Source organism: Thermoactinomyces vulgaris, assembly GCF_003688725.1.
GTDB classification, from domain to species: Bacteria; Bacillota; Bacilli; order Thermoactinomycetales; family Thermoactinomycetaceae; genus Thermoactinomyces; species Thermoactinomyces vulgaris.
The window spans coordinates 425405-447413 of the sequence record NZ_REFP01000007.1 but is presented as its reverse complement, the minus strand read 5'-3'; the positions used below and the strand labels follow the sequence as shown (position 1 = coordinate 447413).

The following is a 22009-nucleotide window of genomic DNA, read 5'->3' as shown; positions in this document are numbered from 1 at the left end:
GTTCTTTTTTTTTCTGTCTTGCAAACTATACATATAACACGCGAAAGGATGAAACCTCATGATGATCTTGTACAATGATCAATTCAAAAAACGCGAAGATGTCCGTATTGACATTGAGGACCGTGCCTATCAATTCGGCGATGGAATTTATGAAGTGATCCGGGTGTATGATGGAAAACCTTTTTATTTGAACGAACATTTAGAAAGACTGGGGAAAAGTGCCAAAAAAATAAGATTAAATCTCCCTTATTCCCTGGATGAGCTGGAGGATCGGTTAAATCAATTAATCAAACAAAACGATTTTACACAAGGAAATCTTTATTTACAAGTAAGCCGGGGAACCGCTCCGAGAAACCACGCTTTCCCGAAAAACAGCGCCCCTCTTCTCATCGCATACACCCAACCGGCCGAACGCCCCGTCAAAGAACAAACGGAAGGAATCCGTGCCATCACGGCGGAAGACATCCGCTGGCTTTGGTGTGACGTCAAAAGCTTAAACCTGCTCGGAGCCGTATTGGCCAAGCAAGAAGCTTATGACAAGCACTGCAAGGAAGCCATCTTTATCCGGGACGGCATCGTCACGGAAGGAAGCTCCACCAATCTCTTTATGGTAAAAGACGGCATGCTCCTCACACATCCGGCCGACCATTTCATTTTACACGGAATCACCCGAAAGATCACTTTACAATTAGCGGATCAATTGCAAATTCCTGTCAGCGAAAAGAAATTTGGCAAAGAATCCCTTTTTGATGCCGATGAAATCTTTATCACCAGTACCACCATGGAAATCTGCCCGGTGGTGGAAGTGGACGGAAAAACCATCGGCGACGGGCGCCCCGGTCCGCTTACCCGACAATTGCAAGAAGCTTTTAAGCGGCTGATCCCGTCAAAAACCGAAGCTTGAATGCCCGCTTTCCCTGCCCGGTTTCTCATGAGGCTCCGCAAATGACAAAAAAGATGAAAAATCACACTTTCTCCAGAAACAGCCAAGGAAGACCGGATTTTATGGGTCTTCCTTGGCTGTTTCTGGATCATTTTTATTTTTTCGCCTCAATGATTTTAAACCCGGTATTCCGGAGCGTGACATCTTTGATCAATACAGGATTTTCCGCCGTATGGTTGAGCTCGGTGACATTCGAACCATGAGTCAACTGGATGTTCAAAATATTCAGCGTCGTTGTGACGGCCACCTCAAGGGGAGTTTTGCCATCATAATTGTCCAACCGCTGTTCGGCCACTTTTTTCATATTCCCGTTAACATCAAAAAGCTCCACCTGATCTTTTTTATCCGACCACACCAACCGGAACCGCTCATCCCCCACAGACTGAATATCCATGGCAAACGAATCATTTGGCGGAGGCTGGATCAAAAAGCCGGAAGCTGCACCCGCATCCAACCGGACCTGGGATTTCGGGAACACATCCAAGTAATTGCGGTTTTGCTCATCCACCGACAAAATGGCCTGACCGAAATCAATGATCCAAGGCTGATGGTTCAACCAGTTACGCAATGCGGATGATTTATCGCTGATGCCATCCACTTTCGGCGCATTCAGCCGGGCCCCTTCATCGCCACGGAATTTGAGCTTCATTTCCCCACGCATCGGAGTGATTCCGACCGCGATCCATTTCTCTTTTTTCCCTTCTTCCTGAAGCGAGATATGTACAGGATTTCCGGAGAGATAATAGATCTCGAAATGATATTTCTTGTTGGGTGAAATACGATATTGATTGCCGGAATTTGCAATCGTCGTGACTTTATCTCCGCCAACCTGATGGAACAGACCGATTTCCCCTTTTTCATCAATATACAGACCGTAAATGGAAGACTTGTCTTCCGCTTCCAGATACCCCAGGAACGTGTTGGTTTCTTTCAGGATGAAATCCCCTTTTAAAACGGAGTTGCCCTGGATGCTTTCGGACATGGTATACTGATCCTTTTCTTTCGTGAACTGGATCACCTGATTTTCCCCTTTTGCCTGATTTGCTTTCTCCCCGCTTGTCGCAAACAAACCGGCCAAAGGATTGTCGGATGAATAGCTTTCCTTCGGCTGCCATTGGGCCACCGCCAAGGATACCAGAACCAAAGCCGCCGCAGCCACCGTCACGGTAGCATAAACTTTCTTCCGGTTATTCTTTTCTTTTCTTGCGCGGGACAATCCGGCCTCATCCGCATGATGCTGAAGATAATTCTCGATGCTTTCGGCAACTTCTTCAAAATTACGTTGCCGGTTCAAGGCAAACAAAGCTAATTTCGCAATTTTCTGCGGAATTTTCTTTTCGTTTAATATCTTTTCAGCGGACTTATGTCCCCCAATCGGTGACTGGCCGGTCAACAAATAGAATAACAATTCACGCCATTTCTCATCATATCTTGGCTTTTCCGGATCTTTCATGTAGTAGAACAATAACAGCGGTTTTTGCCCGTTGAGCAAAATGTTTTTCGGATCCAGCGTTGCGCTTAACGGAAGTGGCAAACGGGACAAATCAAGCAACGTTTTAAAGCACCGGTTCACCACACGAACGGCAACTTCCGGCTCCATCGCCCGCTCTTTATTCACGATCAAGGGCAAAGGATCCCCAGAAAACGGCGGATGAACCAAAATGATTTGGTCCTTTTCTTCCATGACATCCAGAATTGGTGCCAAGTTAGGATGCTGCAAACGGCGAAAGGATTCGCGATAACCGGACGGTAAAGGTCGACGGGTGATTTTGATGGATTGCAGGAATACCTGAGCACCATCTGGGGATTTTGCTTGTAGAAGTTGTCCGGAAAAGAAATTAATCACGTCTTCTACTTGAAATCTCTCGTAATAACGACGATTTAATCGACTTCCCTGTTTCAACAGCATTTTCCCCTAACTTATATAAGTTTTATTATGATCAAAAAATGAATTAGAGCAATTATAATCAGCAATCTATATGCTATCATAAGAACTCGAAAAATCAAGCAGGATGATATCGCCTGTCCCAATTAATCTCAAAGGAAAATTCAGAAAAAAACTTACGATTATGATGATACTCTGTCCAAAAAAATAAATCAATTCATATATCGAAATAAGAAGAAAAAGCAATATAAATTTCATGAAAATTTCATATTCGCACAAAAAAGCTTTCCAACCGTTTCTGTTGGAAAGCCGAAAACGTACATCCTCTCTTATCTGCGGAGGTTCCAATCATCGGAATCATAGCGTTCCCGGATACGGGCTTGGACCCGTTCTTTTTCTTCCGGTGTCAATTCTCCCGGTTGCAATTCGACGCCGATTCCTTTTTGGAATCCTTCGTAAAAAGCCTGGATGACTTCATCCAAAGAAACCGGATAAGACAAAATCCGGTTGATGGCCACCGCTTTTTGCAAAAATTGCTCTTTCAGCCTTTGCCGGGCCCGTTCGGAAGGAAATACCAACAAGGTAAACAACAGATCTTCATCGAAGTCCATCAAAATCGAACCATGCTGAAGAACCACTCCGTGTTGCCGGGTTTGTGCACTTCCCGCCACTTTTTTTCCGTCGATCACCAATTCATAATCCGAGGGGGAATCAAAACAAGCTGCCGACATGTGTTCTTTTTTGGTCTTTTGCGGATCGGACAGATAAGCATCCAATCCCAGCGCTTTAAATCCTTCCAACAGCCCCTGGCTGATGACCCGGTAGGACTCGCTGACGGTTTTGGGCATGATCGGATCCTCTTCCGGCACGATCACGCTGTAGGTCAACTCCTTGTCATGGAGAACTGCCCGTCCCCCGGTCATCCGCCGGACAAAGCCCAGATTTTTTTCCTTTATGTAAGACAGGTTGACTTCTTTTTTGGCTTTTTGGAAGTAGCCGATCGACAAGGTCGGAACCCGCCAACCGTAAAAACGCAAAGTCGGTGGAACCTTCTTCTCGGAGACAAGCTCCATGACCGCTTGATCAATCGCCATATTTTCCGCGGCGGAATACGCTTGATAAGGTAAAAATCGCCATGTTGTCATTTCCATCACACCTTTGTCATCAAATCCGTTTACTTTTCATGATACAACACTTATGCGAAATCTGCATGCGACCGGTGCCGCTTCTCCCATTCCAACACCTTTTGCAGCGTTTCATCCAGCGGTGTCATGCGATAGCCCAGCTCTTGAACCGCTTTTTGGGAGGAATAATAAATGTTTCTCCCGGTCAGTTTGGCCAAATCCCAAGCAAAAGGCGGCTCCTTTCCAATCAGCCAGGAAAAACCTTCACCCAGCCACGAAATTCCCTTCACCAACGGGGCCGGAACCGTATAAATCGTCCGGTTGCTTCCTGCGAGGCCGGCGATCCTCTGAAAAAGCTCCCGCAGGGGAAGATTGGTTCCTCCCAAAAGATACCTCTCTCCCTTTTTGCCGTGCAATGCTGCCAAAAGATGGCCTTTTGCCACATCATCCACATCACAAACATTCATGCCGCCTTCCGGTGCGACAAACAAACGCCCTTGCAACACGGAACGGACAAAATTCGAAGCATAATTCCTTCTGCCAAGGATAACCGTGGGATTGACAATTGTCGCACAGAGCCCTTTTTTGACATACTGAAGCACGACCTCTTCGCCTGCTCTTTTCGCCATGGAATACCCGACCTTCAGGCGGTCCCCGTTAAACAGGTAGGATTCATCGGCAATTTCATTGAAAGGCAGCCCCACCGCAGCCGCCGAACTGGTGTGGATAAACTTTTTCACACCGCTTTTCAGTGCTTCTTCCACAATATGTTGTGTCCCGTTGACATTAATCTTGAACATGTGCTTTTTCCCGGCTTTTCCCCACGCCACTTCCCCCGCAACATGAAAAACCCAATCCATCCCTTCACAACAACCGGCAATCGTATCCGGACGGGTCAAGTCCCCGGTGCGAAGCGAAATCTTTTCCGGGAGATCACGCAAACGGGATGTTTCCCGATGCAGGACGGTTACATCATAACCTTGTTCACATAAATAATGCACTAGATTCCTCCCCACAAAACCGGTGCCGCCCGTGACCAACACTTTCATCCAAACCCCTCCCATTCAAGATATTCCAAGATCCATTATTTCATATTCGTCCCGTGCAAAAAACAAGCGACAATAAACAAAGCGCCGCATGCCTGTGCATGCAGCGCTTTGCCTTTCCTTAACCCTTGAAGGAGATGATCTCTTTGTCCCCCCGGTTTACATTTTCTTTTTCGATGTGAACGGTTTTTCCTTCTTCCAGGTTGGTAAATACGATTGGAGAAATAAGCGATGGCGCATTTTCCTTCACAAAATCGAGATCAAACTCCAGCAATTTTTGACCAGCTTTGACGGAATCGCCTTCCTGAACAAAGCTTTCAAACCCTTTTCCTTCCAACTTCACGGTATCAATTCCGATATGAATCAGCACTTCACGGCCGTTCGGAGTCCGGATGCCGATGGCGTGCTTGGTCGGGAAAAGATTGATAATTTCACCATCAACGGGGGAAACAACCACTCCTTCAGCCGGATCGACGGCAAATCCGTCTCCCATCATTTTTTGCGAGAACACTTCATCCGGAACTTTTTCTATCGGCAGAAGTTTCCCGGTCATGGGAGAAACCAACGTCTCCTCTTGGTCGTTCTGAACCGGTGCCGCTTCTTCTTTCTTGGTGTCTGTTTCTTTGTCTTTCTTCGCTTCTTGCGGTTTTTTCCCCATCATGATGCGCTTCATTTGTTCTTTGATGTTATCCGACTTCGGCCCGAAGATGATCTGGAAGTGGTTTCCCATCTCCAAAACACCGGAAGCTCCCAGTTTTTTGAGGCGATCTTTGTCCACCTGACCGGCATCATGGACCGAAATCCGGAGTCGGGTGATGCATGCATCCAGGTTAGCGATGTTTTCTTTTCCGCCCAACGCTCCCAAGACATTGGCCGCAAGTTCCCCGGTCGGTGCCGCATCCGTTGCATCCGCACTTTCCGTATCATCTTCCCGGCCTGGTGTTTTCAGATTCCAGAACTGGATGGCAAAGCGGAATCCAAAGTAATAGATCACCGCAAAGACCAGCCCGACCGGAATGATTAACCACGGTTTGGTATCCTGTTCCCAGAACATGATCAAATCGATCACACCGCCGGAGAAGGTCATTCCGGCTTTGACACCCAAAATATCCATCATCATGAAGGACAAACCTGCAAACACACAGTGGATGGCATAAAGAACCGGAGCCACAAACAAGAACGAAAACTCAATCGGTTCGGTAATCCCGGTCAAAAATGAAGTCAAACCGGCCGATAACATGATCCCGCCGACCAATTTTTTCTTTTCTTTGCGGGCCGTGTGGTAAATTGCCAACGCAGCTGCCGGCAAACCGAAAATCATGAACGGGAATTTCCCGGACATGAACGTTCCGGCCGTCGGGTCTCCGGCCATGAAACGGTTCAAATCCCCTTTGATCACTTCGCCGGAATCGGTGACAAATTGTCCAAACTCAAACCAGAACGGCGAATAGAAAATATGGTGCAGTCCAAACGGAATGAGAGAACGCTCGATCAAACCGAAGATGAAAGCCGCAACCGCCGTATTTTGGGTTGTCACGATTCTGGACAGGTTGTCAATTTGCTCCTGAATCGGCGGCCATACAAAGAAGAAGATCAGTCCAAGCAAAAACGCCGAAACAGCCGTTACAATCGGAACAAAACGTTTTCCTCCGAAAAAGCCGAGGAACGAAGGCAGTTCGATATCGTGAAAACGGTTATACAAATAGGCGGCAACCCCCCCGATGATAATTCCTCCAAACACACCCATCTGCAAAGTGGGGATCCCCAGCACACTGACGGTTTCCACTTGATTTAACTTTGCCATTTCCCCCAGGGTGGTGTTCATCACCAAATACCCGACGACGGCAGCCAACCCGGCTGTCCCTTCCCCGCCGGACAAACCGATCGCCACACCGATGGCAAAAATCAATGCAAGGTTTTGAAAAATGATGTCTCCTGCACTTTCCAAAATGCTGATGTCCAGCTTATTCCCGAATGCCAAAAGCAATCCGGCAGCCGGCAAAATCGCAACGGGCAGCATCAATGCTTTTCCGATTCGTTGCAGGACGCCAAACAAATTTTTAAACATGCAAATTACCTCCTCTGATTCTCCTATTTTGCCCTTTCCACGCAAAAAGGCATGAGCAAAAAAAGCAGACGGAAAGCGCTTGCACAAGGTGCAAACCGCCCTCTCGGCTTTTTCCACTCATGCCTGATCGAATCAGTAACACGTGGTAAAAGAACAAAAACAGGAAGATTTACTTTTTATCAGACCAAAGTTGTTGCAGATGCAAGGTCAAATAACTGATCTCTGCAGGATACACCGGTTTATTCAGTTCCTTTTCCATCACTTTGGCTAGTTTCCAAGCTATAGTGTAACACAAAGGATACTGAGTTCGCAACATTTCATTCATCCCTTCGGGTTCGGAAATGCTTTCCCCTTTTTCCGTCCGTTCAATGGCATAACGCAAGTGTGTGACCAAGCGCATATAGGATAAACTTTGCTTGTCCAGTTTTTGACCCAGCGTATTTTCAACAAATCGAATCAATTTTAAGATTAATTTGGAATATTTCTGAAGTTCCGCCAAATGCCGCCTCGTCAAAGCGCTGTGAATGTGAAGGGCAATGAAACCGATTTCTTCTTCCGGCAGATGCACATCCAGCCGCCGGTTGATCCACCGGACAATCTCTTCGGCAACCTGATATTCTTTTTGATATAACGTTCGCGTTTCGATCAGAAAAGGGTTGTGAAAAGAAAGCCCCTGCTCGGTTCTCTTGATCGCAAAAGCAATGTGGTCCATTAAAGCGACATGAATATGCTCATTCAAAGGGGATTGAAACCGGTCCTGAATATGCTGAACCACTTCATTCATCACTTCCACCAACCGATCATCCACTTGGTTCAGCAATTGCTTGTATTGTTCTTGTTCCTTCGGATCATATAAGACAAAACATTTCTCCACTGTTTTTTCATCGATCACGGCGCCGGCTCTTTTATGGAATCCCAAGCCTTTCCCGATTAAAACTGTTTCTCCAAAGACCGGGTGAACGGCAATGACCACATTGTTATTCAATATTTTTTTTATACGAAACAATCCGCTCACTCTTTCCATCCTCACTTTACTCGTTGCCTATGTGCTTTGAGTATACGTGAACATGATTTTCTTTTCAATAACAGTGTAACCATACTCGATAATAAAAAAAGTTCCTTTCAAGGAAACCACCCTGAAAGGAACTTTTTCCAAACGGGAAAATGAACAAGATGAATTCAAGGAAAACGTTATGGTTGTTCGGTCAGTTCTTCTTTCTTTTCATGGATTTGACGGGCTTCTTCCTGCCACCATAATGCTTCTTCAGGATTTTCCAGAATTTCCTTGATTTCTTGATGTTCTTCCACAACCGGCAACGATCCCCGGAGCGCTTTTCCGGATGTTTCCTTCACAAACCAAGTGACCACCAGAATTCCCACCACCGAGGCGAAAATAAGGTAATACGCCGGAACCATTCGGTTATTGGTCTGACTGATGAGCCAGGAAACAACAAGCGGTGTCGTCCCTCCGAACAAGGAGGTCGAAATGTTATAAGTGATGGCCAATGCCCCGTTGCGTACATTGGTAAAAAACAAAGAAGGCAAGACCGACGGCATGGTTCCCTGAAATGTGGAAGAAAAAACCGCCAACAGCATCAATCCTGCAAATACAAGGATGGCATTGCCGCTTCCGATTAACAAAAATGCCGGAACGGACAAGAGAATCAACCCGACCAGACCGCCTTGTACGATTTTTTTGGCTCCGATCCGGTCACTGGCATATCCCATCAACAATACAATCGGAATCATGATCAGCATCACAACCACAATCAACAGCAGCCCTTCGGCTTCCCCGTATCCAAGCACGGCGGTCAAATGCGACGGCATGTAGGATAAAACCGTATAATTGATGACATTATAGGAGAACACCACAAACAACCCAATGAGAATCGGGCGCCAATGAAGCCGGAGAATCTCTTTGACAGATGCATGTTCATCATTTTCTTCCTCCGGTTTGTCACTTTCCATCGCCTCGTAAACCGGCGCTTCATCCAACTTGTTCCGAAGATAAAATCCAATCAGTCCGATCGGCGCGGCAACAAAAAACGGAATTCTCCATCCCCACGCCAACATGGTCTCTTCCCCCAAAAGATAAGTCAGCGCCGTGACCAATCCGGCCCCGGCAATATATCCGACGAGGGTTCCCACTTCCAAACCGCTGGACATAAACCCTCTTTTTTTATCCGGCGTGGACTCGGCGATATACGTCATGGCGCTGGCATATTCTCCGCCGGTGGAAAAACCTTGGGCCAAACGCGCCAACAGCAACAAAATCGTTGCGGTGGATCCGATGGATGCATAGCCAGGAATCAAACCGATGCTCAATGTCGAAACAGCCATGATAATCAAAGTGGCCGACAAAATATTTTTTCTTCCGAACCGGTCTCCCAGTATCCCGAAAAAGATCCCGCCGACGGGCCGCACGAGAAAAGCGATGGCAAATGTGGCAAACGAATAGACCAATTGCATGACCCCGCTTGCCTCCGGAAAGAATACTTGTCCGATGGTGGCTGCCAGGTAGGAATAAATCCCGAAGTCAAACCATTCCATCGCATTCCCGGCGGAAGTGGCCATGACCGCACGCTTGGATTCCTTGGCATCCACCACGGTAATGTCGTCTTTTTTCAGCTTCATCTTTAACTTTTTTCTCAATCGGTTTCTTTGCTCCATTTTTTCTTCCAACCGGCAATTCCTCCTTTTGGCAGTCAGTTAATCTTAATGTATCCGCATTTCAAAAGAATTAACCGGCAAACCCCGGTCAAAAAAAAAACAGTCCTTTCCGATTGGAAAGGGCTCTTCCGTCCTCAAAACCTGATTGGTTTATCCAATTTGACTCTTCAGCAAATCGCCACCGCCAAAGATCCCCCGGGAAACGGATTGCCACTTGCGCCTGAAACGACTTTCCGCCTTGCGATCCAACCATCGATCCAGTGTCCCTGCATCCAAACCCTGTTGATTTTCTTTGTGCTGGTACATTCATCCCGTTCACCTTCCCAACCATTTATATACCTCTTTTTACAACAAATAAACGTGAAATTGCGGAGACTCTGGAAAATCAGGATTTCGGTATTAATTTAATTATTATTAATCTTTGTTTTTTTAAATTAAAAAAGAAGCACAAACGAAGGGCACTCCCCCGTTTGTGCTTTTTCATTTTGTTCATTGATCCGGTTTCGTCCAACGTACGACCGGCTTTCTTGCCGCCTGCACTTCATCCAATCTTTTCAATACGGTATGGTGCGGGGCTTCTTGCACGATCTCCGGATTTTCTTCTGCTTCTTTGGCAATCTGAATCATGACCTCCACAAAGGCATCCAATGTTTCTTTGCTTTCCGTTTCGGTCGGTTCGATCATCAGGCACTCATCCACGATCAGCGGGAAATAAATCGTCGGCGGATGCATGCCGAAGTCGAGCAATCGTTTGGCCATATCCAGGGTCCGTACCCCCAATTTCTTCTGTTTTTTGCCGGACAGGACAAATTCATGTTTACAATGTTGCGGATATGGCAGGTCGAAATAAGGCTCGAGCCGGCGCATCAGATAATTGGCATTTAATACGGCATCTTCCGACACCCGGCGCAAACCGGCGGGCCCCATCGTCCGGATATAGGCATACGCACGGACCAAAATCCCGAAGTTTCCGTAAAACCCTTTGATGCGGCCGATGGAGCCGGGAATATTTTCATCGAGATAATAAGTTCCCTCGTCATCCTTTTTAACGACCGGGGTGGGCAAAAACGGCGTCAATTCCTTGCGCACCCCGACTGGTCCGGCTCCCGGGCCGCCACCGCCATGCGGGGTTGTAAACGTTTTGTGCAAGTTTAAGTGCACCACGTCAAATCCCATGTCCCCGGGACGGGCAATCCCCAAAATCGCATTGGCATTGGCTCCGTCATAATACAGCAACCCGCCCGCTTCATGGACCAAATCGGCAATCTCCTGAATCTGTTCTTCAAACAAGCCCAAGGTGTTGGGATTGGTCAACATCAGGGCTGCCGTATCTTCCCCCAAAACTTTTTTCAATTCTTCCACATCCACCAGGCCTTTTTCGTTGGAAGGGATGGTGATGGTTTGAAATCCGGAAACGGAAGCACTGGCCGGGTTGGTTCCGTGTGCCGAATCCGGAACAATCACTTTGTTTCTCCCGTTTTCCCCCCGCGATTCATGGTAAGCGCGAATCATCATCAAGCCGGTCCATTCCCCTTGCGCTCCGGCGGCCGATTGCAACGTCACAGCATCCATTCCGGTAATCTCGGCCAAGTCGTTTTGCAATTCATACAAGAGTTGCAAAGCGCCTTGAACCGTTTCTTCCGGCTGATAAGGATGAATTTTGGCAAATCCGGGATAACGGGCCACGTCCTCATGCACTTTCGGATTATATTTCATGGTGCAAGATCCCAGGGGATAAAAGCCGTTGTCCACACCATGGTTGCGTCTGGACAATTCCGTATAGTGACGCATCAAATCCAGTTCGGACACTTCCGGGAGTTCCGCCGGTTCTTCCCGAAGCAACTCTGCTGGCAGATCATCCACGTCGGGCACATCGGACTCCGGCAAACTGTATGCCACACGCCCCGGGCGGCTCATTTCAAAAATCAAGGCTTTCTCTTTGCTCTTCATAAGATTTCCTCCAATCTTTCTGCCAACTGGTCGATTTCTTCTTTGGTCCGCACTTCGGTCACTGCCATCAGCATCTGTTTCTCCCAAGCCGGGTTTAACTTGCCAAGATCATATCCACCGATCATTCCGTGGTGAAGGAGGGCTTGATTGACTTCTCCGGCCGGGCGGCTGAGTTCAATCACAAATTCATTGAAGAAAGGTTGCTGATAAACCGGGCGAACCCCCGGAACTCGCGACAGGCGTTTTTGCGCGTAATGAGCCTTTTTGGTGTTTAACCAGGCCACTTCCTGCATGCCTTTTTTCCCCAATGCCGACATGTAAACACTCGCCGCCAGGGCCATCAGCGCCTGATTGGAACAAATATTGGATGTCGCTTTGTCGCGGCGGATGTGTTGTTCCCTGGCCTGCAAGGTGAGAACAAATCCGCGCACTCCGTCCTCATCCACGGTTTGTCCCACAATCCGTCCGGGAATCTTGCGCATCAACTTTTTCGTCGTCGCAAAAAACCCGCAGTGGGGACCTCCGAAGGAAGCCGGGATTCCCAAAGGCTGTGCATCCCCGACAACAATGTCCGCTTTATAATGGCCGGGCGGTTTCAAAATGCCGAGAGACAACGGATTGGTGCTGACAATCAACAAACCTTTATGCGCATGGGCAATTTCTTCAATCCCCTTTAAGTCTTCAATATTCCCAAAGAAATTCGGGGATTGGACAAGGACGGCCGCCGTTTTTTCATCCGCCAGCTGCCGCAGGGCTTCGATGTCGGTGACCCCGTCTTTGGTCGGCACCATGACGATCTCCCATCCGAATCCTTTGGCATTGGTTTGAAGAATCTGGACGGCCTCCGGATGGATGGTTTCGGAAACGATCATTTTTTTCTGACGGGATGCCCCCGCTGCCACACTGGCTGCTTCCGACAAGGCGGTAAATCCGTCATACATGGATGAGTTGGCCACTTCCATGCCGGTCAGTTCACAAATCATGGTTTGGAATTCAAAAATGGCTTGCAGTTCCCCTTGGCTGATTTCCGGCTGGTAAGGAGTATAAGCGGTATAAAATTCAGACCGCGAGATGACATGATTCACCACACTGGGAATATGGTGTTCATACACGCCGGCTCCCAAAAAAGAAACATATTGGTCCAGCGAAGCATTTTTTCCCGCCATACGGGCCATATGCCTCACCAAAACCGGCTCACTCATCGCTTCGGGAAGGTTTAATTCACCTTGAAAGCGCACCTCTTCGGGAATCTCTGCAAACAATTCCTCAACCGATCCGACTCCAATGGTTTTCAACATTTCTTTCCGATCCTGATCCGTCATCGGCAAATAACGAAACTTTGTCATATCCGACCTCCGCCTTTCTCTTTTACTTCTCGCGCTTATAAAAAGGGGTTTTGACGATTTTCGCTTTCAGTTTTTTCTTGCGGATTTCCACTTCAACCTCTTCACCGGTTTTGGCATATTCCGAACGGATCAATGCCAGCCCGATATTCTTTTTTAACGTGGGGGACTGTGTTCCCGTGGTGACTTCCCCGATTTTTTCTTCTCCCCGATAGACAGGGTAGCCGGTGCGCGGGATTCCCCGCTCCGTCATTTCCAGTCCGACCAGTTTGCGGGGAGCGCCTTCCTTCTTTTGCAAAGCCAGGACTTCCCGCCCGATGAACTCCCCTTTATCCGGTTTGACGGCAAAGCCCAATCCCGCTTCGACCGGGGTAATCGTTTCGGACAGTTCTTGCCCGTATAACGGGAGCTTGGCCTCAAAGCGCAGGGTATCCCGTGCTCCCAAACCGCAAGGCAAAACTCCTTCCGGCTTTCCTTCCTCCAGAATCGCCTTCCACAACCCGGGAGCATCCTCAGCGGCAAAATAGATCTCAAAACCGTCTTCCCCGGTGTAACCGGTTCGTGAAACCAGACATCCTTTGACTCCGGCAATCTCGGTTTCCTGTTGGAATTTAAAAAATGAAATCGTTGATAAGTCCGTTTCCGTCAAGCGTTGCAGCACCTGTTCCGCCAGCGGGCCCTGCAAAGCGAGAAGCGCCACGTTCCCGGAAATGTTTTCCACAACCACTTGTCCGGATGCATGTTGTTTGATCCATTCGTAATCTTTATCAATATTTGAAGCATTCACCACCAGCATGAATGTTTGTTCTCCTGTCCGGTAAATCAACAGATCGTCAATGGTTCCGCCATCCTCATTGCACATGATGGTATATTGTGCGGCTCCCGTTTTCAGCTTGGAAACATCATTGGTGGTCAGCTTTTGCAGCAGATCCAAAGCATCCGGCCCGCTGACCATGATTTCTCCCATATGGGAAACATCAAACAATCCGGCTTTGGTGCGAACCGTTTCGTGCTCCTGTTTGATGCCGGAAAACTGGACAGGCATTTCCCAACCGCCAAAAGCAACCATCTTGGCATCATCCTTGTAAACTTCATACAACGGAGTTTTTTTCAGCTCACTCATGTCTGGTTCCTCCTTACATCATGGGTCATGAAAAAAAGACAGAATGCCCCCTGTCACGGGAAAAACACTCTGTCCTTACGACCTGAGAGTTGCTTTGCGAAATGAACGCAAAGTTGCCCCTTTGGTGGCTGTGATCCAAAAGACCAGCACTCTCCAGAGGTGCGTCCAGCGGGCCTCCTTTTGCCTGAGAGATTCGCCTTCTTCCAAGGCTTGCTCCTTCGGCGCCACGGATGTGGTCTCTCCTCCCGCCTTCAACCGCCGAACAATATTTGGTTATCTACCCCTCATTTTGCCATAATCCACGATTATTTTCGATATGATTATAAAAAAAGTTCGTTTTTTATTTTTCTATGCATCCATTTTTTTCGTTTGAACCATACTATAACAGGATCAATGACTATCAGAAAGGTGGATCGACGGATGCATTCACCCCCGATTCGTTTTGACCGAACGTGGCTTCAATCCTTTCTGACCCAAGCGGAAACGGACCAAAACTGGTCCACATGGGAACGCTTCCAATTGGCGGTGGAAGCGACCGAAAAAAAGATCATCCCCTCTTTTGAATCTATCCAATGTCTGAAACAAATTCAAGGGTTTGAACCGCTTCCGCACCAAATTGAAGTCGCAAGGCGCGTCATCAACGAAATGCGCGGCCGCGCCATTTTGGCGGATGAAGTGGGACTCGGAAAAACCATTGAGGCCGGTTTGATTTTCAAAGAATATCTGATTCGCGGACTGGTCAAACGGGCTTTGGTTTTGGTGCCTTCTTCTTTAGTATTGCAATGGACCCGGGAATTAAATCAAAAATTTGACATCCCGGTCATGGCCCAAAAAAAAGTCTGGATGTGGGACAAATATGACTTTTTAGTCGCTTCCATCGACACCGCCAAACGGGATCCCCACCGCGAACATGTATTGAAGAAACATTATGATCTTGTCATTATCGATGAAGCCCACAAACTGAAAAACCGGCGCACAAAAAACTGGCAATTTATTAACCAGTTGCAAAAGAAATATTGTCTGTTGCTGACGGCAACGCCCATTCAAAATGAGATACAAGAATTATATAACCTGGTGACCCTTTTAAAACCGGGACACCTGGGAAAACAATCCGATTTCAAAAGTGATTATGTCGCAGGAAAACGAAAAGCCAAAAATGAGGCCCAACTGAAAGAGGAAATTCAACGCGTGTTGATCCGAAACCGCCGGTCCGATCAACAATTGCCGTTGACCAAACGGCATGTTCAGACCATTTCCATCGAACTTTCCGCTGCCGAGCGGGCTCTGTATGACGGCATGACAAACTTCGTACGCCAAAGATACCACAAATCATCCGATATGCAAAACACGCTTTCCCTTCTGGTTTTGCAAAAAGAAATTTGCAGCAGCCGGGATGCAGTGTTTCATACTTTATTTAAACTACTGCAAAAAGAGGCAAAAGGTCAATCCGAAATTTCACCGGAGATTTCCAATCTGATCACGCTTTTAAGAAGCATAAAATACTCTTCCAAAGCCAAAGCCGCCGTTGAATTAATCCGCCGCCTGTCCCCGGAAAAAGTGGTGTTGTTTACGGAATACCGCGCAACCCAGGAAATGCTGATGCGTGAATTACTCAATGCCGGGATTCAGGCCGTTCCCTTTCGCGGCGGATTTAACCGGAATAAAAAAGACTGGATGATGGAGCTGTTCCAAAAAAGGGCCCAGGTCCTTGTCGCGACGGAGGCAGGCGGCGAAGGCATCAATCTCCAATTTTGCCGCCATATGATCAACTATGACATGCCCTGGAACCCCATGCGGGTGGAACAACGAATCGGCCGGATTCACCGGTTGGGGCAAAAAAGCGATGTGCATATCTATAATTTTGCCACCTTAAACACCATCGAGGAGCATATCATTTGGTTGCTGCATGAAAAAATCGATCTGTTCCGGTCCGTCATCGGCGAGCTGGAAGTCATTTTGGAAAAAATGGATTGGGAAAAAGACGTGGAACAAAACATCATGCGGGTTTGGCTGGAAGCAAAAGATGACGAGGAAGTCCGCAAGCAACTGAGCAAATGGGGAGATGCCTTTTTCGAAACGAAAAAAGCGGTCCTGAAAGATCAGAAAGACAAAGAGGATGTGTTGCTTTATGGATCCAGCCCAAGTTAGAGAGTGGACAGAGAAATACCTGAAGCTTTATCAATGCCCGGTCATTGAATCGGGCCCTTCTTATCTGATCACGCAATTATCGATCGAAGCCGATAAAGATTTGCTCAACCGCCCCTTCTATTGGATGTACGTTGAAAAAATGAACATTCCGCCCAAACCGGTCCAACTTTGCTTTATTTTCGATCCGGAGAACCATCCTCCTGACATCCGGGGGGAAATTTTGCATTATGGGTCCCCCCGTTTCCAAAAAATGCTCCAATCCGCGCAAAAACACGGAAAATTTGTCCGTTTGTACGAGGATCCCGGTTGGCAACCTAGCCATTCGCCATCCAAGCCGTACACTCCCTGGCTGTTGGTGAATTATCAGCTTTCCTATGTTTGTGACCAGAAAAAGAATCGCTTGAGTTCGCTTGGTATCAACCTGTTGAACGGGGAAATTGCCGAGTCATTTTATGACTGTCTGAAAAAACGAAAATGGGTAAACCGCCTGCCTCCCCACCGCTATCTCCCCGCGCACGGAATGTCTTTGACCGAAGCCGTCGGCGAATTGGAATATTATCTGGAAGAGCAGCTGAAAGAAGAAGACCAGACATGGGCAAAGGAAGCGAAAGAACGATTGAACATGGAACTGGAGCAATTAAATGCCTTTTATCCGGGGGAGGAGAAACAAGACGATGAAATCCGGAAGGAAAAGAAAAACCGGGAACAAGAATTGGTTTGGCAATTTCATCCCCGCATCGAAGCGGAAGTGATCAATGCCGGACTGTTTTACATGGAATCATGAAAAAACAGGGTGTGGCTTGAACCCCGGCACACCCCCTGTTTCCGTTTGTCCTTATGTAACTTTAACGTTTTGTGATCAACACGATATTCCCCGGAATCCCATTGGTCTCTCCCATCAGGCGCAAGGGAAGAATGGGGCCGAGGGTGAAATGATCGGGTGAAAACAGCGACTCAATCGTTTCCTTTGCCAACGGTTTGATGGCAATTTTCCTTTCGCCGGCTGCTGCTTTCAGCTCATCGGTCAATTCGCGGCAACCCCGCAATAACAGTTGTCCGCCCGGTTTTAAAATGCGCAGAATCTCTTTTACATACCGGGAACGGTCTTCTTCCGGAATCACATGCAGGCAACCCCGGTCATTGGCAAAATCAATCGATTCATCCTCAACGGGAAGCGCCAAAGCATTTCCTTGTTTGAAATCGACTTGAACCTTTGCGTCTTCCGCCCGTTTTTTCGCCAATTGAATGGCATTGGACGAAAAGTCGATCCCGGTGACATCAAATCCGCATTTCGCCAGAAAAATCGATTCCCATCCGCCGCCGCAACCGATGTCCACCGCACGCTTTCCTTCAGGCGGCAAACCTTTGACGGCAAATAACGCAACCAGTTCCGATGAAGCTGTTCCAAAATCCCAATTTTTAAAGTCGCCGGTTTCATAAGCTTGATTCCAGTCCATCTCCATCCCCCATTTTGGTGAGTAATGAAATGATGAAATTATTATATTCCCTTTTCTTTTAAAAAAGAAACCACGTCACGGATTCAGCAATTTGGACAGAAATTGACGGGTGCGTTCCTCCCGGGGATTGACAAAAATTTCATCCGGCGATCCCGATTCGATCACCTGTCCGTGATCCATAAAGATGATTTGGTCCGCCACGTCACGGGCAAAGGACATCTCATGGGTGACAATCAGCATCGTTTGTTGCTCCCGGGCCAGCTCTTTCATCGTTTTCAGCACTTCCCCGACCAGCTCCGGATCCAGCGCCGAAGTCGGTTCATCAAAGAGCAGCACCTCCGGTTCCAGCGCCAACGCCCGGGCAATGGCCACGCGCTGTTGCTGTCCCCCGGAAAGCTGGCTCGGAAAAACATGCTTTTTGTCGGACAACCCCACTTTTTCAAGCAATTGTTTAGCTTTTTCCCTTGCTTTTTGTTTTGATTCCTTTTTGACCACCACCGGCCCTTCCATCACATTTTCCAGCACCGTGCGATGCGGAAACAAATGAAATCCCTGAAACACCATCCCGGTTTTTTCGCGCAACTTCCGGACTTCCGCCGGCGCAATTTGCCGGTCTCCAAACGACAGCGTGACATCGGAAATGGTCAGTTGCCCCCGGTCCGGGGTTTCAAGCAGGTTCAAGCAACGCAACAGGGTCGATTTTCCCGATCCGCTCGGTCCGATGATGCAGACCACTTCCCCCTGGCGGACTTCCAAATGAATCCCTTTCAACACTTCCACATCGCCAAACGATTTATAAAGATCTCTGATCCCGATCACAGTTGCTCCCCCTTTCTATGCCGCATAACGTCCATATCGTTTTTCCAGTTTTTCCTGGACAATGTTCAGCAATGTACAAATCACCCAATAGAAAAATGCGACCAAAATGTACACCGTCATGTAATCAAAAGCACGGGCTCCGACAATTTTGGCATGATAAAACATTTCATTCACCGTGATCATCGCCAACAAAGAAGTATCCTTCACCAAACTTAAAAAAGTGTTCGCCAAAGACGGGAGAGCCACACGGGCCGCCTGCGGAATAATCACCCGACGCATCGTTTGCCAATAAGTCATGTTGAGGGAGGATGCGGCTTCCCACTGGCCTTTGGGAATGGAAAGGATAGATCCCCGGATCGTTTCCGCGGAGTATCCCCCGACATTGAGGGACAAACCAATGATCCCTGCCAGCGTGGCCGTTAACTTGATGCCGATCACCGGCAGACCGAAGTACAAAATAAATAATTGCACCAACAAAGGCGTCCCGCGGATAATGGAGATGTAGGCGCGGGCGATCCACTGAAACAAAAAGTTTTTGGACATGCGGCCGACGGCGGTGATTAAGCCGAGCAAAAGCCCGATTGCCATGGACACCAGGCTCATCCAGATCGTGGCTGCCAACCCTTCCAAAATGTAAGGCGCGCTTTCGACCGCCAATTCAAGGTCAAATAATTGTTCCCAGCGAATTTGCGTTAACACATCCATTTTTTTACACTCCATCGCAAATATATTATAAGTCTATCAATTTACTTTTATTTAAAGGTGGATGTTTCTATCATAATCAGCCCCTGACTCCATGTCAAAGCAAAAAAGGCGACACGAAGTCGCCTCTTTCCCTTTCATTATGCCTGAATCCCTTCCATCAGGATCACCCGCGCCGGAGCGGCTTCCGTTTCCATCAATTTAATCGGCAGAGCCACCATAAAATAAGTTCCTTCCGGTACTTCTTTCAACCGCAATCCTTCCATGATGATCACACCGGCTTGAAACAAAGATTTGTGAGTGGGATGCCCCGGTTGCGAACGTTCGATCCCGAGCGCATCAATCCCCACGCCTCTTACTTTCTTCTCTGCCAGAAACTTGGCTCCATCTTCTTTTAAATAAACAAATTCAAAATCAAATTCGTCTTTCCCGGAGTTTTTGGTTTTCAGCAACAAAAACTCGCCGGGCTGGATGTCTTTGGCTTCGAGATCCTCTTTGCCGATGGCTCCTTCCACATCGGAAAAATCCAACACCCTTGCTTTACCGACCAAATGTTCCAGGGGAACGGTTTCCATCGTTCCTCCATCCGGAAGCATGTGAAGCGGCGAATCGACATGGGTGCCACAATGCACATCCATCGTGATTTTTGATTCTCTGGCTGCGGCCGTGTCAAAATCCTGCACGACTTGGATCAACGGCTTCTTCGTTTCTTTGTTTTTGTAAACAGGCATGTCCGGTACAATCGGCATGGAAACATCATAAATTTTCATGGCACACTCTCCCTTGTTATGTAGTTTTCAATTCATCGGCCGTGACCACCTGAGGATCGTTTTGAAGGATGGGCGGCCACCAATGGTGTCCTTCTTCCGCCAACAAATCATGCGCTGCTTGCGGGCCCCAGGTCCCACTTTTGTAAAAATGGAGGGAATCTTGTTCCTGTGTCCAGGCTTGTTGCACCGGATCAATAAACTTCCATGACAGCGCCACTTCTTCCCAATGCGTAAAGAAGGTCTGATCCCCGACAATCGCATCATAGATCAATGATTCGTATGCTTCCGGCGTACGCTGTTCACAGTTATGGCAAAAATCCAATGCAACGGGCACAATTTGATGGTCGGATCCGGCTTTTTTGGCGTTTAGCACCAATTTGACGCTTTCTTCGGGATGGATGCTGATGACAAGCAGATTGGGACGCAAATTATTTTGCCTGTTGAAATAAATCCGGGGCATTTCCTTAAATTGAATCACAATTTGCGTCACTTTTTCCGTCATGCGCTTGCCGGTCCGGATATAAAAAGGAACACCGGCCCAACGTAAATTATCCACAAAAAGTTTGGCAGCGACAAATGTTTCCGTCATGGAACGGGGATCGATGTCTTTTTCATCCCGGTACGCGGGCACCGGTTTTTCCCCCATGGCCCCTTCTTGGTATTGAGCCCGCACAAAATATTTTCCCACTTCCTCTTGATCGTAACGTCTGAGCGAGCGCAACACTTTGATTTTCTCATCATGAATCGCTTCCGTTTTCAACCGGCTGGGCGGTTCCATGCAGACCATCATCAGCATCTGCAGCATATGATTTTGCACCATGTCCCTCAACGCACCGGCTTGATCGTAATAACCGGCCCGCTGCTCAACGCCCACCGTTTCACTGGCCGTGATTTGTACGGATTCAATGTATTGATGATTCCAGATCGGTTCAAACAAAGAATTGGCAAACCGCAACACTTCGATGTTTTGCACCATTTCCTTGCCCAAGTAATGGTCAATCCGGTAAATTTCCTCTTCGGTAAAGGCTTTTTTGATCTGCTCATTCAACTGTTTTGCCGATTCATAATCGTGCCCGATCGGCTTTTCGATGATGATTCGTTTCCATCCGTTGGTCCGGGTCAATCCGGATTCCTTCAAATGAGAGGAAACCGTACCGTATAAATCCGGTGCAATCGCCAGATAGAACAAGCGATTTCCATTTCCGGCCCCTTGCCAAGCTTTTTCCTTTTCATCAATCAATGCCTTCATTTGTTGATAGCCAGCCGGATCGTCGACACTGGAAGTGACAAATTGGAAGTGCCTTATAAAACGGGACCATTCCTCTTCATTTTCGGCTTTGATTCTTCCAAACGAATGAACCGAATCTTTTACCGCTTGGTGAAAATCCCCGACGTTTCGGATCGAACGGCCGATTCCGATCACCTGAAAGTCCTCCGGCAATTGCTCTCTTTTATATAAGCTGAATAACGCCGGAAACAATTTCCGTTTCGCCAAATCACCCGTCGCTCCGAAAATCACCAAAGAAAAAGAACCGACAGATCTATTTGAAGTCATTCTACTCCCTTCCTTTCAACCAGAAACCAACATTCATCCTTAATATGTGTTTCATGTGATCAAGTCATTCTGAAACACGTATCTTAAATTCTAACAAATGTCATCAACCAATGGATTCAAAGAACGAAAAGCATATAATTCTCAACATTCTTTCTCCTTGTTTTTTTGATTACAGAAAAAATATATAAAAGAATCCTTCTTTCCTGTTTTCACCCCGTCATCCTTCACCTCCCTTGCATGCCCCCCTGAATGCAACCGTCCTGTACGATCCATGATGCGCGTGTTTTTTCTTTTTTCATTTAAATTTTTCTTCATTTGACTCTTTTTAATAATCCTGTTTCCCTTTTTCTGCCGGGACGGCGTTTCGCTTCACAAAAAGCCCTTTCCTTTATCAGGAAAGGGCTTT

Annotated in this window: 18 protein-coding genes and 1 riboswitch; of the genes, 3 read left to right on the top strand and 15 right to left on the bottom strand. The window is 47.5% G+C overall.

Annotation, left to right across the window (positions count from 1 at the left end):
• Nucleotides 1-58 precede the first annotated feature (58 nt).
• Nucleotides 59-904 carry a D-amino-acid transaminase gene (gene dat, locus ATH33_RS02595; RefSeq protein WP_037993905.1) on the top strand — a complete coding sequence of 282 codons (846 nt, stop codon included), beginning with the start codon at nt 59-61 and terminating at the stop codon, nt 902-904.
• Nucleotides 905-1037: 133 nt separating this feature from the next.
• On the opposite strand, the gene ATH33_RS02590 is transcribed toward dat, so the two are convergent.
• From ATH33_RS02590 to gcvT, 10 genes are all read right to left on the bottom strand, one after another.
• Nucleotides 1038-2648: a hypothetical protein gene (locus ATH33_RS02590; protein WP_131470940.1), complete on the bottom strand. Its 1611-nt coding sequence runs from the start codon at nt 2646-2648 to the stop codon at nt 1038-1040.
• Nucleotides 2649-3157: 509 nt separating this feature from the next.
• A complete protein-coding gene (locus ATH33_RS02585) occupies nt 3158-3973 on the bottom strand; it encodes a lipoate--protein ligase family protein (RefSeq protein ID WP_483316378.1) in 816 nt (271 codons plus the stop codon).
• 50 nt (nt 3974-4023) lie between these two features.
• Entirely contained in the window at nt 4024-5001 is a 978-nt protein-coding gene (locus tag ATH33_RS02580; protein ID WP_037993915.1) for an NAD-dependent epimerase/dehydratase family protein, read from the bottom strand.
• A gap of 118 nt (nt 5002-5119) precedes the next feature.
• Nucleotides 5120-7066 (bottom strand): glucose-specific PTS transporter subunit IIBC, encoded by a 1947-nt coding sequence (ptsG, locus tag ATH33_RS02575; RefSeq protein ID WP_121874026.1) that lies wholly within the window; start codon nt 7064-7066, stop codon nt 5120-5122.
• Nucleotides 7067-7235: 169 nt separating this feature from the next.
• Nucleotides 7236-8081, bottom strand: a complete 846-nt coding sequence (gene glcT / locus ATH33_RS02570; protein ID WP_121874025.1) for a glucose PTS transporter transcription antiterminator GlcT — start codon at nt 8079-8081, stop codon at nt 7236-7238.
• Between the two features lie 176 nt (nt 8082-8257).
• Complete coding sequence (locus ATH33_RS02565) at nt 8258-9736, bottom strand: MFS transporter (protein ID WP_052186646.1); 1479 nt, start codon at nt 9734-9736, stop codon at nt 8258-8260.
• 150 nt (nt 9737-9886) lie between these two features.
• Nucleotides 9887-10042 (bottom strand): hypothetical protein, encoded by a 156-nt coding sequence (locus tag ATH33_RS13495; protein WP_156097710.1) that lies wholly within the window; start codon nt 10040-10042, stop codon nt 9887-9889.
• Nucleotides 10043-10225: 183 nt separating this feature from the next.
• Nucleotides 10226-11686, bottom strand: coding sequence for an aminomethyl-transferring glycine dehydrogenase subunit GcvPB (gcvPB, locus tag ATH33_RS02555; RefSeq protein WP_121874023.1), 1461 nt, complete (start codon nt 11684-11686; stop codon nt 10226-10228).
• Nucleotides 11683-13032: an aminomethyl-transferring glycine dehydrogenase subunit GcvPA gene (gene gcvPA, locus ATH33_RS02550; protein WP_049719922.1), complete on the bottom strand. Its 1350-nt coding sequence runs from the start codon at nt 13030-13032 to the stop codon at nt 11683-11685. Before gcvPA ends, gcvPB begins: the two co-directional genes overlap by 4 nt.
• 22 nt (nt 13033-13054) lie before the next feature.
• On the bottom strand, nt 13055-14152 hold the full coding sequence (gene gcvT / locus ATH33_RS02545; protein WP_121874022.1) for a glycine cleavage system aminomethyltransferase GcvT: 1098 nt from the start codon (nt 14150-14152) through the stop codon (nt 13055-13057).
• A gap of 162 nt (nt 14153-14314) precedes the next feature.
• Nucleotides 14315-14407, bottom strand: a riboswitch (glycine riboswitch).
• A gap of 165 nt (nt 14408-14572) precedes the next feature.
• On the opposite strand from gcvT, the gene ATH33_RS02540 reads away from it, so the two are divergent.
• Both ATH33_RS02540 and ATH33_RS02535 read left to right on the top strand, forming a co-directional pair.
• Nucleotides 14573-16300 (top strand): DEAD/DEAH box helicase, encoded by a 1728-nt coding sequence (locus tag ATH33_RS02540; protein WP_037993928.1) that lies wholly within the window; start codon nt 14573-14575, stop codon nt 16298-16300.
• Entirely contained in the window at nt 16281-17084 is an 804-nt protein-coding gene (locus tag ATH33_RS02535; protein WP_037993930.1) for a YqhG family protein, read from the top strand. Before ATH33_RS02540 ends, ATH33_RS02535 begins: the two co-directional genes overlap by 20 nt.
• A 61-nt stretch (nt 17085-17145) precedes the next feature.
• Here ATH33_RS02535 and ATH33_RS02530 read toward each other — a convergent pair whose 3' ends face one another.
• The 5 genes from ATH33_RS02530 to zwf form a co-directional block, all read right to left on the bottom strand.
• Nucleotides 17146-17757: a class I SAM-dependent methyltransferase gene (locus tag ATH33_RS02530; RefSeq protein ID WP_052186641.1), complete on the bottom strand. Its 612-nt coding sequence runs from the start codon at nt 17755-17757 to the stop codon at nt 17146-17148.
• A gap of 75 nt (nt 17758-17832) precedes the next feature.
• Nucleotides 17833-18576, bottom strand: coding sequence for an amino acid ABC transporter ATP-binding protein (locus ATH33_RS02525; RefSeq protein WP_037993933.1), 744 nt, complete (start codon nt 18574-18576; stop codon nt 17833-17835).
• Nucleotides 18577-18591: 15 nt separating this feature from the next.
• Nucleotides 18592-19275 (bottom strand): amino acid ABC transporter permease, encoded by a 684-nt coding sequence (locus tag ATH33_RS02520; RefSeq protein ID WP_231564574.1) that lies wholly within the window; start codon nt 19273-19275, stop codon nt 18592-18594.
• 143 nt (nt 19276-19418) lie between these two features.
• Nucleotides 19419-20048: a cyclase family protein gene (locus tag ATH33_RS02515; protein WP_037993939.1), complete on the bottom strand. Its 630-nt coding sequence runs from the start codon at nt 20046-20048 to the stop codon at nt 19419-19421.
• Nucleotides 20049-20064: 16 nt separating this feature from the next.
• Nucleotides 20065-21603, bottom strand: a complete 1539-nt coding sequence (gene zwf / locus ATH33_RS02510; protein ID WP_049719920.1) for a glucose-6-phosphate dehydrogenase — start codon at nt 21601-21603, stop codon at nt 20065-20067.
• Nucleotides 21604-22009 lie beyond the last annotated feature (406 nt).

Excerpts from the sequence above, each read along its gene's own strand:
- ATH33_RS02540 (WP_037993928.1), top strand. The coding sequence starts at position 14,573 with ATGCATTCACCCCCGATTCGTTTTGACCGAACGTGGCTTCAATCCTTT.
- ATH33_RS02585 (WP_483316378.1), bottom strand. The coding sequence starts at position 3,973 with ATGACAACATGGCGATTTTTACCTTATCAAGCGTATTCCGCCGCGGAA.
- ptsG (WP_121874026.1), bottom strand. The coding sequence starts at position 7,066 with ATGTTTAAAAATTTGTTTGGCGTCCTGCAACGAATCGGAAAAGCATTG.
- gcvPB (WP_121874023.1), bottom strand. The coding sequence starts at position 11,686 with ATGAAGAGCAAAGAGAAAGCCTTGATTTTTGAAATGAGCCGCCCGGGG.
- ATH33_RS02535 (WP_037993930.1), top strand. The coding sequence starts at position 16,281 with ATGGATCCAGCCCAAGTTAGAGAGTGGACAGAGAAATACCTGAAGCTT.
- gcvPA (WP_049719922.1), bottom strand. The coding sequence starts at position 13,032 with ATGACAAAGTTTCGTTATTTGCCGATGACGGATCAGGATCGGAAAGAA.
- gcvT (WP_121874022.1), bottom strand. The coding sequence starts at position 14,152 with ATGAGTGAGCTGAAAAAAACTCCGTTGTATGAAGTTTACAAGGATGAT.
- ATH33_RS02580 (WP_037993915.1), bottom strand. The coding sequence starts at position 5,001 with ATGAAAGTGTTGGTCACGGGCGGCACCGGTTTTGTGGGGAGGAATCTA.
- ATH33_RS02530 (WP_052186641.1), bottom strand. The coding sequence starts at position 17,757 with ATGGACTGGAATCAAGCTTATGAAACCGGCGACTTTAAAAATTGGGAT.
- ATH33_RS02515 (WP_037993939.1), bottom strand. The coding sequence starts at position 20,048 with ATGAAAATTTATGATGTTTCCATGCCGATTGTACCGGACATGCCTGTT.
- dat (WP_037993905.1), top strand. The coding sequence starts at position 59 with ATGATGATCTTGTACAATGATCAATTCAAAAAACGCGAAGATGTCCGT.
- zwf (WP_049719920.1), bottom strand. The coding sequence starts at position 21,603 with ATGACTTCAAATAGATCTGTCGGTTCTTTTTCTTTGGTGATTTTCGGA.
- ATH33_RS13495 (WP_156097710.1), bottom strand. The coding sequence starts at position 10,042 with ATGTACCAGCACAAAGAAAATCAACAGGGTTTGGATGCAGGGACACTG.
- ATH33_RS02565 (WP_052186646.1), bottom strand. The coding sequence starts at position 9,736 with ATGGAGCAAAGAAACCGATTGAGAAAAAAGTTAAAGATGAAGCTGAAA.